Source organism: Saccharopolyspora sp. NPDC002686, assembly GCF_040295745.1.
Classification (GTDB): Bacteria; Actinomycetota; Actinomycetes; order Mycobacteriales; family Pseudonocardiaceae; genus Saccharopolyspora; species Saccharopolyspora oryzae.
Window position 1 is genome coordinate 1 of record NZ_JBEOVY010000278.1, and the last position, 10,676, is coordinate 10,676.

A 10,676-nucleotide genomic window follows, 5' to 3' on the forward strand; every position below is an offset into this window, starting at 1 on the left:
ACGACGTCGACGTCGTCGACCTGCAGGACGGGGCCGGTGCCGGTGGGGCGGGAGTCGATCAAGGGGTGCCTTCCGGTGCGAACGCTGCGGGGGCGACGCGCGGATGGCGTGGTGCGGGATCGCCGGGCCTGCGCAGCGCGTCCGGATCGGGGGCGGTGCTCGCACCTTAACAACGCGTGCTGGTGGCTCCCGCGATGTGGGTTGGTTTGCCCGGTTGCGGACGGGGCTGACTAGTGTGGCGGTGGAGAGAACCGCACTTTTTCATCGAGGAATTCATGCCGCCACCTTCCGCGCACCCCGGCTCGGCGACGCTGGCCGACAGCGTGCGACTGGCCGAGGACGGGGTGCACATCCTGGACCGCAGGGTGTTCCCGTTCGAGCACCGCTGGGTGCACGCCCGAACCGTCGAAGAGGTCGCTGTGGCGATCGAGGACATGGTGACCCAGTCCTCGGGCCCTTACTTCGCGGTGCTGTGGGGCATGGTGCTGGCCGCCCGCGAGACCACCGAGGACGATCCCGACACCGCCCGCAAGCGGTTGCAGGTCGCCGGTGATCGGCTGATCGCCACGCGCCCGACCAACGACCAGCCGCGCAAGGCGGTCGAGTGGGTCATGTCAGCGGTGGCCGGGCGCGACGACGTCGCTGCCGCGGCGCTGGAGGGCGCACAGGCCGGTGATGCCGACTACCGGCGTCGCAGCCGGGAGATGGGCCGCGCCGGTGCGCAGCTGCTGTCCCGGGGCGCCCGGGTGCTGACCCACTGCTGGGGTGATCTGTACCTGGTGGGTTTGGTGGAGGCGTTGCTGGAGCAGGACAAGCAGCCGTCGTTCGTGTGCAGCGAGACCCGCCCGTACCTGCAGGGCGCGCGGTTGACCGCGCACACGCTGGCCGAGATGGGCGTGGACACCACGCTGGTCACCGACGCGATGCCCGCGTCGCTGATGCGCGCCGGGGAGATCGATGCGCTGGTGACCGCCAGCGACCGGATCACCATGGACGGCCACGTGATCAACAAGGTGGGCACGTTGCAGCACGCGGTGGCCGCGCACACCTTCGGGGTGCCGTTCCACGCGTTGTGCCACGCGCCGGATCCGCGTTCGGCGACCGGGGCGGATGTGCCGATCGAGTACCGCGATGGTGATGAGGTGCTGCACACGCTGGGGCGGCGCAGCGCCACCGAGCTGGTGCGCGGGTTGTACCCGGCGTTCGACGTCACCGACCCGCGGTTCGTGACCACGGTGGTGACCGATCGCGGGGCGTTCGCGCCGGATCGGCTCTCGGAGTACTTCGGGGAGGGAGCGCGGTGAGCGTGCAGGTCGCGGCCCGGTGGGTCGTGCTGGACATCGAGGGGACGCTGACGGCCACCAGCCAGGTGCACGTGGTGCTCTACGACTACGCGCGGCCGCGGTTGGGGTCGTGGATCCGCGAGCACGGTGACGATCCGGTGGTGGTCGAGGCCGTCGAGCAGGTCAAGGCCGAGGCGGGGTTGGGCGCCGATGCCGACACCGATGCGGTGGTGGCGGTGCTGCACTCGTGGATGGATGCTGATCGCAAGGCCACGCCGTTGAAGACGTTGCAGGGGCTGATCTGGTCGCAGGGCTACGCCCGGGGTGAGCTGACCACCGACTACTTCGCCGATGTGGTTCCGGCGCTGCGGGACTGGCGGTCGCGTGGTGCGCGGTTGGCGGTGTTCTCCTCGGGGTCGGTGGCCGCGCAGGTCGCGTCGTTCTCCCACACCACCTCCGGGGATCTGCGGGATCTGTTCGCCGGGCACTTCGACACGGTCAACGCCGGGCCGAAGAAGCAGCGGGCTTCCTACGAGGCGATCGCCGGGCAGTTGGGTGCGCAGCCGGGGCAGACCGTGTTCTTCTCCGATGTGCCCGCCGAGCTGGACGGTGCTGCGGCGGCGGGGTGGCAGGCGGTGGGGTTGGCGCGGGCCGGGGAGCCTTTCGCCGACGCCGATTTCGGTTCGCATCCGGTGGTGTCGTCGTTCGACGAGGTCGAGCTTGAGGTGGTCGCATGAGCAGCGAGTTGGAGCGGGCCGGGGCGGCGTTGGCCGCGGAGTCGGCGCGGATGGCGGGTCTGGGCTGGATGCGCGGCACGTCGGGGAACCTGTCGGTGACGTTGGGGCGTGATCCGCTGCGGTTGGCGGTGACCGCCAGCGGCCTGGACAAGGGCGAGCTGCGCGCCTCGGACGTGGTGGTCGTCGACGAGGCGGGTGCGGCGGTGCCCGACCAGCCCAATCCGGATCAGCGGCCCTCGGCCGAGGCCGGGTTGCACGCGCGGATCGCGGCGGTGGCCGGTGCGGGTGCGGTGGTGCACGTGCACATGCTCTCGGCGGTGGTGGCCGGGCAGCGCTGGCCGGACGGTGTGGTGCTGCGCGACCTGGAGATGCTCAAGGGCTTGGGGCGTCGCGATGACGACGTGATGACGGTGCCGGTCGTGTCCAACAGCCAGGACATGCGGGTGCTCGGCGATGCTTTCGAGGCGGGTTTCGACGCGGCCACGCCGGCGGTGGTCGTGGCTCGCCACGGGTTGTACGTGTGGGGCCGGGACCTGGTGCAGGCCCGGCACCGCACGGAATGCTTGGACTGGTTGTTCCAGTTCACCTTGGCCGCAAACGGATTCCAGGAGGTTGTGGCATGACGTTGCTGACCGTGTGGCCCGACACCGATCCGGGCTCGGTGCGGGTGCGCACCGAGGATCCGGGTGAGATCGCGGCTGCCCTCAAGCCCTTCGGGGTGCGCTTCGAGCGCTGGGACCTCAAGGAGCTGCCCGCCGATGCCACGTCGGAGCAGGTGCTGGAGGCCTACCGCGCGGAGGTCGACCGGGTCATCGACGCCGAGGGCTACATCAAGGTCGACGCGGCGGTGATGGCGCCGCGCGATGAGGACCCGCAGTGGGCCGAGCAGGCCAAGGCAGCGCGGGAGAAGTTCCTGTCCGAGCACACCCACGACGACGACGAGGACCGGTTCTTCGCCCGCGGTGCGGGGGTGTTCTACCTGCACCTGCAGGACGAGGTGTACGGGGTGCTGTGCGAGGCGGGGGATCTGCTGAGCGTGCCGGCCAACACCACGCACTGGTTCGACATGGGCACCCGCCCGGACTTCGTGGCGATCCGGTTCTTCCACGACGAGGACGGCTGGGTGGGCGATTTCTGCGACACCGACACCGCCGAGCGCTTCCCGTCGTTCGACGAGCTGATGGCCTCCCGCTGAGTCGGGGCCGAGCGCCGGGTGCGGTTGTTCGCCGCGCCCGGCGCTCGTTGCTGTTCAAGTAGCCCGGTCCGGTCAGCATCCCGCCGTCGACGAGGATCTCGCTTCCCGTGCAGTAGCTCGCGGCTGCTGTGCCGAGGGAGGCTTTTCCCGCTGCTGCGGGGCATTCGCGCTGCTGGTGGCAAACGGGTGGTGGGCGTTGTGCGGTGTCGTTCGCCTTTGTACTTTTCGTCTTGCTAACTGTATGCCACGGCATCAGGAGGACGGATGTCCCAGCACACACCGCTCCGACGCCGCGCGTGGATGCTCGGTTCGGCGGCTCTGGCCGCCGTGCTCGTCGCCGGGTTCACCGCGCAGACGTCGTCCGCCGCACCACCGGACGACCTGCGGCTGTGGGAGCGTGCGTTGCAGCAGGAGGTCAGCGCCGACAGCGCGGCGAAGCTGAGCGAGGAGATGTCGACCTATCCGGGCATGGTCGGCACTCCCGGCTCCGCGCGCCGCGCGCAGTACTCGATGGACAAGCTCACCGAGTGGGGCTTGAAGCCGAGGATGGAGAGCTACGACGTCTACTCCTCGAGCCCGAAGAACATCTCGGTGACCATGACCGGTCCCGAGCGGCGGGAACTGGAGGTCAAGGAACCGCCCTTCCCCTGGCAGGAGAACTTCGACGACGTCGTGGTCGGCTACAACGCCTACTCACCGCCCGGCGATGTCACCTCCGACGTCGTCTACGCCAACTACGGCCTGCCCGGCGACTACGCGAAGCTCGCGGAGATGGGCGTGGACGTGCGCGGCAAGATCGTGCTGGTCAGGTACGGCCAGAGCTTCCGCGGCGTGAAGTCGAAGGTGGCCGAAGAGCACGGCGCCGCAGGCGTGATCATCTACTCCGATCCGGCCGACGACGGGTTCACCAAGGGCCCGGTCTACCCCGACGGTCCGTGGCGCAACGCCGACGGGATCCAGCGCGGCAGCGTGCAGTACATCTTCCAGTACCCGGGCGATCCGCTCACGCCCGGTGAACCGTCCACACCGGACGCCCAGCGCCTGGATCCCTCCGAGGCGGAGAACATGACGACGGTGCCGACCACGCCGATCTCCTACGGCCAGGCCCAGCACCTGCTGGCCGCTTTGCAGGGCCCGGTGGCGCCGGAGGAGTGGCAGGGCGGTCTGGACATGCAGTACCGGGTGGGCCCGGGGCCGACCGAGGTCAACCTCGACCTGGACATCGACTACGGGCAGGCCCCGGTCAACGACGTGATCGTGGAGATCCCCGGCGCCAAGCACCCGGAGCAGAAGGTCGTGCTCGGTGCGCACTTCGACTCGTGGACCTACGGCACCAAGGACGACGTGGCCGGGTGGACCACCGTGATGGAAGCCGCTCGCGCGATGTCGGAGATGCAGAAGCGCGGTTGGCAGCCGGATCGCACCATCGTGCTGGCCGGTTGGGACGGTGAGGAGTACGGTCTGCTCGGTTCGACCGAGTGGGTCGAGCAGCACCGCGCCGACCTGCTGGACAACGCCGTGGTGTACCTGAACATGGACGGTGCGGGCGGTGGTCAGAACTTCTCCGCCAGCTCGGTTCCAGCGCTCGACGGGGTGCTGACCGACATCGCCAAGGACGTCAGCGATCCCGAGCACGGCACGCTGTACCGGAACTGGCAGCAGGCGTCGGCTCAGCAGAACCCGGTGCCGGAGCGGTTGGGCAGCGGGTCGGACTACACGGCGTTCCTGGACCACCTCGGCATCGCCTCGGCCGATTTCGGCACGTCGACGCCGAGCGGCGAGTACCACAGCGCCTACGACGATCTGCACATGATGCGCGAATTCCTCGATCCGGGTTACCGGTACCACGAGGTGTCCGCCGCGTACGCGGGCACTTTCGCGTTGCGCATGGCCGGTTCGGCCGTCGCGCCGATGGTCTACTCGGATTACGCGACCGCGGTCGACGGGCATCTGCGGGATCTGGACGGCAAGCAGGCCGGCCGGCAGGTCGTGGACCTCTCCCCCGCCTATGCCGCGGCTCAGGAGTGGAAAGCGGCGGCCAAGCAGTTGGAGGGCCAGGCCCGCAGCGCCACCGGTGATCGCGCCGAGGCGATCAACGAGGCGCTGATCGCCCAGGAACGCGCGTTGACCCGGCAGGAGGGTCTGCCCGGTCGTGACTGGTTCAAGCACATGATCTACGCGCCGGGCCTGTACACCGGTTATGCGGTGCAGCCGCTGTCGGCGATCGATGACGCGATCGCTGCCGGGGATGCCGCGACGGCCGGGAAGTACCGGGACCTGCTCGTCGATTCGCTGCGCGAGGCCGCTGATGCGGCCCGGAACGCTGTGGAGTGACGCATTCGGTCTGCCCGCCTCCCGCCCGGGGAGGCGGGCAGACGCGTTCCGCGAGGCCAGCACCTCGGTGATCAGCGCAGTAGTCATCCGACGCACTTGTTGAGGAGCCGCTGTGAACGATCCGTCCCGGATGCCACCGGGACTGCGCGGACCGGCTGCCGACATCGCAGCGCTGCGGGAGCGGTTGCGGCACGTCTACTGGATCGGTGGCGGCACCGGCGCGGGCAAGTCGACCATCGCTCGTCGCATCGCGGCTGGGCACGGCCTGCGCGTCTACGACACCGATGAGGTGATGTCGGATCACGCCCGCCGGTCCACTGCTGAGGACTGCCCGTTCCTCAGCGAGTTCCAGGCCATGGACATGGACCAGCGGTGGTTGAACCGGTCTCCGGAGGCGATGCTGGAGACGTTCCACTGGTTTCGGGGCGAGGGTTTCGGCCTGATCGTCGACGATCTCCTGCGCCTGCCGGGCGAGGAAGGTGTGATCGTCGAGGGCTTCCGGCTGCTGCCGCACCTCGTCGAGCCCCTCCTGGCCCGGCCCGACCGCGCGATCTGGCTGCTCCCGACGCCCGAGTTCCGCCGGGCCGCGATCGACAGCCGGGGCTCGACGTGGGCCATCGCCGGCAAGACCAGTGATCCGGAGCGGGCCTTGCGCAACCTGCTCGAGCGCGATCGCATGTTCACCGACCGCCTCCGCGCGCAAACGGGGGCTTTGCAGCTGTCCGCCGTCGAGGTCGACACCACGATGAGCGAGGACGACCTGGTCCGGCGAGTGGCTCGATCGTTCGGGCTCTGATCCGGGGCGGTGTCGGCGCGGGTGGGTGCCGCCGGGTTGGGGTCCCCGTAGTACTCGGGGAAATACGGGCGGATATGGCTTGCCCAGCGGCTTCGCTAGCCAGCCTTACAGGCTTCTCGTTGCGGTGGCCGTCGGGCGGGTGCCGGTGCGTTGTTCAGCCGTCGCGGTTGCGAGGGTCGACGGCCGTGACGAGCCCTTGGAGGAGGGCGTCGACGATGCGGGCGGGCATGTCCGGTTCGAGCGGCTCGCGGGTGAGCACGATCCTGAAGTGCAGTGGCGCGACGAGCATCTCGAGCACGAAGCGGGGGTCGGTGGTGTCGGGTAGCTCTCCGCGTTCGATCGCCCGCGTGGCGATCTGGCCGGATTGGGCGTAGCGGGCGTCCCAGTACTGGTCGCGCAGTCGCCGGGTGGCCGGGTCGTCGCCGGCCGAGGCCAGCGCTCGGTCGAGAGCGTTGCCGGCGGGCGAGGTCAAGTATCTCGCGAGCGCGGTTGAGTAAGCGATCAGATCGCCCCGAAGAGTCCCGCTGTCGGGCACTGGGAGCTGTTCGGCCGCGTCGGCGAGCAGGGCGTCGATGATGAGGTTCTCGCGGGTGCCCCACCGTCGGTAGATCGACGTCTCGTTCACCTGCGCGCGCCGGGCTACCTCGGACACCGTCAGGCTGGTCAGGCCCTGGTCCTGCAGGAGCTGGTTGGTGGCCTCGATGACAGCAGCGCGCACGCGCGCCGACCGTCCACCAGGCCGTCGCCGGACGTCAACATCACTCACAGGACCCGATCCTAATACAAGTCCTCTTGCTTTAGCGCGGTCGAGTGGACATACTCCTGACGCAAGTGGACTGGCGTTAACGGTGGCGTCGGATGCCCGCGACACGGACGACGTGGTCGCCGGCGCGGCGGCCCCGAACCCGGCCCGCCTGCCCACCGACAGGAGTACTGAGATGCGCATCGAACGGGACATCGAGGTCCCCACCCGCACCGGCTCGCCGATCCTGGCTGACGTGTTCCTGCCCGACGACGACGGCGCCTTTCCCGTGTTGGCGTCGATCAGCCCGTACGGCAAGGACGTGCACTGGCCGGACCGCTACCCGCTCTACGAGCTCGTGCCGCAGAACGAGCACATGGTCTGGGAAACCCCGGACCCCGAGTGGTGGACGGCCCGCGGCTACGCGGTACTGCGCGCCGACACCCGGGGCACCGGCAAGTCACCCGGCCGGATGGACCTGATGGGCCCAGGTGATTCCGAGGACTTCTACGACGTCGTCGAATGGGCGGCCGAACAGCCGTGGTCCAACGGCAAGGTGGCCTCCAGCGGCATCTCCTGGCTTGCGATCATGGGCTGGCGGGTGGCGGAGCTTCAGCCACCGCACCTCGCCGCGATCGTGGCCTGGGAAGGCGCGAACGACTTCTACCGCGACTTCATCTACCAGGGCGGCCTGTACGCCCACGGGTTCGTCGAGTTCTGGTGGAACCGCCAGATCACTCCCCAGCGCAACGGCAGTGACGGCGACGACTGGCGCGAGGTGCTCCCGCAGCGTCCCGTGCTCGACGACTACCACCACGCGCGCATCGTCGATCTCGACCGCGTCACGGTGCCGGTGCTGTCGGCCGGCAACTGGGGCGCTCTGCACGTGCACCTGCGCGGCAACATCGAAGGCTGGGCCCGCGCGGCGTCGCGGGACAAGTGGCTCGTGGTGCACACCGGCACCCACATCGATCCCTACTACGCCGAGTGGGCGCTGGATCTGCAGCTGCGCTTCCTCGACCGCTTCCTCAAGGACCAGCCCGACCGCATGGACGGCGTGGCCCCGGTGCGACTGGCGATCCGGCGCGGCCGCGAGGTCGACTGGCGCGACGCCATGGACTTCCCGCTTCCGCAGACGCAGTGGCGCGAGCTCCACCTCGGCGACGGCGTTCTCGACTGGGAGCCGCCCGCAGACGCCGCGACGGTGGCCTACCCCGCCAGCTTCGAGACCGCGCCGGTGTCCGAGCCGCTCGAGCTGACCGGTCCGGTGGCGCTGCGCCTGTGGCTCAGCGCCGAGCAGGACGACCTCGACGTCTTCGCGCGGGTGCAGCACATCGGCGCCGACGGCGAGCCGATCCCGGGTGTCGGCCCCCAGGGCGACCCGGTTCCGATGACGATGGGCTGGCTCAGGGCTTCACACCGCGAGACCGACCCCGGACGGTCCCTGCCGCACCGGCCGTGGCACACCCACACCCGCGAGATCCCCCTCGTGCACGGCGAGCCGACCCTGCTCGAGGTCGAGATCTGGCCCACCAGCATCACCCTCGCCCCGGGCGAGCGGCTGCGCCTCGAATTGGTCACCGGGGACAGCGACCTCGGCTTCATGACCCACGACCACCCCGATCTCCGCCGCCCGGCGACCACCGCCACCATCCACCTCGGCGGTGACCACGCCTCCCACCTGCTCGTCCCCGTCATCCCGCGATGAAGATGCGCACCGACGCAAACCCGCGCTGGCCCGCCCGGGAGCCCGGAAGGAGTCGCCCATGCGACAACTCGTAGACATCTCGGTCCCGCTACAGGGCGGGATCGCCTCCGATCCACCCGGCCACAGGCCCTCGATCACCTACCTCGACCACCAGCAGTCGGTCCCGGACATGCTCCGCTTCTTCCCGGGCGCGACGGCCGAGGACCTGCCCGACGGCGAGGGCTGGGCGATCGAGCGGATCGAGGCCACCACCCACACCGGAACCCACCTCGACGCCCCCTACCACTACGCGTCCACCATGGACGGAGGACACCGGGCCATCACGATCGACGAGGTCCCCCTGCACTGGTGCTTCCAGCCCGGGGTCAAGCTGGACTTCCGCCACCTCCCCGACGGCCACGTCGTCACCCCCGCCGACATCGACACCGAGCTCGACCGGATCGGCCACCAGCTGCGCCCGCTCGACATCGTGCTGGTCAACACCCGCGCCGGCACCCGCTACGGCCAGGACGACTACGTCAGCTCCGGCTGCGGAGTCGGCCGCGCCGCCACCCTGCACCTGCTCGAACAAGGGGTGCGGGTGACCGGCACCGACGCCTGGAGCTGGGACGCCCCGTTCCGGTTCACCGCCGAACGCTACGCCCGAGACCGCGACGCCTCCATCATCTGGGAGGGCCACCGAGCCGGCCGCGAGATCGGCTACTGCCACATCGAGAAGCTGCACAACCTGGAGAACCTCCCCGCCACCGGGTTCCAGGTCGCCTGCTTCCCGGTCAAGATCCATCGAGCTTCCGCAGGATGGACCCGCGCGGTGGCGATCTTCGACGAGGACGCTGCATGAGAATCGGTTCCCTGCTCGTCGACGGTGTGCGGCGCTTCGGCGTCGTCGACGGTGACCGCATCGATCTGCTCGACGAGACCGCCGACGTCTTCGAGGTGCTCACGACCAGGAATCCGGCGGCGGCCGGCCGGCGGTTGCCGTGGGACGAGACCGCGTCGATCGCCGTCCCGGCGCCGATCGCCAGCATCCGCGACTTCATCACCTTCGAACAGCACACGGCCGGCTCGCTCCGCGCGATCACCGGGAACAGCGAGGTCCCGGACGCCTGGTACGAAGCACCCGCTTTCTACTTCACCAACCCGCACGCGGCGATCGGCTCCGGCGCACCGGTCCCGATGCCGCCCGGGTGCGAAGTGCTGGACTTCGAACTCGAAGTCGCGGTCGTGATCGGCACCGCGGGCTTCAACCTGTCCGTGGCCGAAGCCGCCGACCACATCGCCGGGTTCACCATCCTCAACGACTGGTCGGCCCGCGACCTGCAGAGCCGGGAGATGCGCGTCGGCCTCGGCCCGGCCAAGGGCAAGGACACCGCCACCACTCTCGGCCCCGTGCTGGTCACCCCGGACGAGCTGGCCGGCTACGAGAGCGGCGGCCGGTACGACCTCGCCATGGAGGTCTTCGTCAACGACACCCGCATCGGCGGCGACACCCTGGCGAACATGGCCTGGAGTTTCGCCGAGCTGATCGCCTACGCCAGCCGCGGCACCTGGGTCCGGCCTGGTGACGTGCTCGGCTCCGGCACGTGCGGCGGTGGCTGCCTCGCTGAGCTGTGGGGATGGCGCGGCGACCGGCAACCACCGCCACTGCGCATCGGCGACACCGTCCGCATGACCGTGCAGGGAATCGGCACCATCCACAACACCGTGATCGCCGGCCCGCCCCTGCACGACGTTCCCTCTGCTCGCCGCTCACGCTGAAGGAGAGGCCCCGCCATGACCGTCGATCCACGTATCGCGAACTCGACGACGCGGTGAGCCGCGCCGCGAAGCACCTGGAACAGCTCGGCCGTAGTCGGCGACCGGGTCGCCGCATACACCGAG

The 10,676-nt window shown here is 69.7% G+C and carries 10 protein-coding genes; 9 read left to right on the forward strand and 1 reads right to left on the reverse strand.

Features of this window, described 5'->3' with window-relative positions; all coding sequences use genetic code 11:
* Positions 1–275 precede the first annotated feature (275 nt).
* The 6 genes from ABTZ89_RS28730 to ABTZ89_RS28755 all read left to right on the forward strand — a co-directional run bounded on the left by ABTZ89_RS28730 (position 276) and on the right by ABTZ89_RS28755 (position 6,345).
* The gene (locus ABTZ89_RS28730) at positions 276–1,304 is read left to right on the forward strand and encodes a s-methyl-5-thioribose-1-phosphate isomerase (RefSeq protein ID WP_351050440.1); all 1,029 of its coding nucleotides are present in this window, start codon (positions 276–278) and stop codon (positions 1,302–1,304) included.
* Positions 1,301–2,020 carry an acireductone synthase gene (gene mtnC, locus ABTZ89_RS28735; protein WP_351050442.1) on the forward strand — a complete coding sequence of 240 codons (720 nt, stop codon included), beginning with the start codon at positions 1,301–1,303 and terminating at the stop codon, positions 2,018–2,020. Before ABTZ89_RS28730 ends, mtnC begins: the two co-directional genes overlap by 4 nt.
* Positions 2,017–2,643, forward strand: coding sequence for a methylthioribulose 1-phosphate dehydratase (gene mtnB, locus ABTZ89_RS28740; protein WP_270953927.1), 627 nt, complete (start codon positions 2,017–2,019; stop codon positions 2,641–2,643). The genes mtnC and mtnB overlap by 4 nt, the downstream gene beginning before the upstream one ends.
* The gene (locus tag ABTZ89_RS28745) at positions 2,640–3,215 is read left to right on the forward strand and encodes a 1,2-dihydroxy-3-keto-5-methylthiopentene dioxygenase (protein WP_270953926.1); all 576 of its coding nucleotides are present in this window, start codon (positions 2,640–2,642) and stop codon (positions 3,213–3,215) included. The genes mtnB and ABTZ89_RS28745 overlap by 4 nt, the downstream gene beginning before the upstream one ends.
* 264 nt (positions 3,216–3,479) lie before the next feature.
* Positions 3,480–5,549: a M28 family peptidase gene (locus tag ABTZ89_RS28750; RefSeq protein WP_351050447.1), complete on the forward strand. Its 2,070-nt coding sequence runs from the start codon at positions 3,480–3,482 to the stop codon at positions 5,547–5,549.
* A 112-nt stretch (positions 5,550–5,661) separates the two neighbouring features.
* Positions 5,662–6,345 (forward strand): shikimate kinase, encoded by a 684-nt coding sequence (locus ABTZ89_RS28755; protein ID WP_351050449.1) that lies wholly within the window; start codon positions 5,662–5,664, stop codon positions 6,343–6,345.
* Positions 6,346–6,499: 154 nt separating this feature from the next.
* On the opposite strand, the gene ABTZ89_RS28760 is transcribed toward ABTZ89_RS28755, so the two are convergent.
* Positions 6,500–7,111, reverse strand: a complete 612-nt coding sequence (locus ABTZ89_RS28760; RefSeq protein WP_351050452.1) for a TetR/AcrR family transcriptional regulator — start codon at positions 7,109–7,111, stop codon at positions 6,500–6,502.
* A gap of 82 nt (positions 7,112–7,193) precedes the next feature.
* Between ABTZ89_RS28760 and ABTZ89_RS28765 the strand changes: the two genes are divergently transcribed.
* The 3 genes from ABTZ89_RS28765 to ABTZ89_RS28775 are packed head-to-tail and all read left to right on the forward strand — an operon-like array spanning position 7,194 to position 10,553.
* Positions 7,194–8,795 (forward strand): CocE/NonD family hydrolase, encoded by a 1,602-nt coding sequence (locus tag ABTZ89_RS28765; protein WP_351050455.1) that lies wholly within the window; start codon positions 7,194–7,196, stop codon positions 8,793–8,795.
* Positions 8,796–8,853: 58 nt separating this feature from the next.
* On the forward strand, positions 8,854–9,636 hold the full coding sequence (locus tag ABTZ89_RS28770) for a cyclase family protein (RefSeq protein ID WP_270953919.1): 783 nt from the start codon (positions 8,854–8,856) through the stop codon (positions 9,634–9,636).
* Positions 9,633–10,553: a fumarylacetoacetate hydrolase family protein gene (locus ABTZ89_RS28775; RefSeq protein WP_351050459.1), complete on the forward strand. Its 921-nt coding sequence runs from the start codon at positions 9,633–9,635 to the stop codon at positions 10,551–10,553. The genes ABTZ89_RS28770 and ABTZ89_RS28775 overlap by 4 nt, the downstream gene beginning before the upstream one ends.
* The last annotated feature ends 123 nt before the right edge of the window (positions 10,554–10,676 follow it).

What these genes read in the sequence shown, in the direction of transcription:
- ABTZ89_RS28730 (WP_351050440.1), top strand. Translation starts at nt 276, where the DNA reads ATGCCGCCACCTTCCGCGCACCCCGGCTCGGCGACGCTGGCCGACAGC.
- mtnB (WP_270953927.1), top strand. Translation starts at nt 2,017, where the DNA reads ATGAGCAGCGAGTTGGAGCGGGCCGGGGCGGCGTTGGCCGCGGAGTCG.
- ABTZ89_RS28745 (WP_270953926.1), top strand. Translation starts at nt 2,640, where the DNA reads ATGACGTTGCTGACCGTGTGGCCCGACACCGATCCGGGCTCGGTGCGG.
- ABTZ89_RS28750 (WP_351050447.1), top strand. Translation starts at nt 3,480, where the DNA reads ATGTCCCAGCACACACCGCTCCGACGCCGCGCGTGGATGCTCGGTTCG.
- ABTZ89_RS28770 (WP_270953919.1), top strand. Translation starts at nt 8,854, where the DNA reads ATGCGACAACTCGTAGACATCTCGGTCCCGCTACAGGGCGGGATCGCC.
- ABTZ89_RS28775 (WP_351050459.1), top strand. Translation starts at nt 9,633, where the DNA reads ATGAGAATCGGTTCCCTGCTCGTCGACGGTGTGCGGCGCTTCGGCGTC.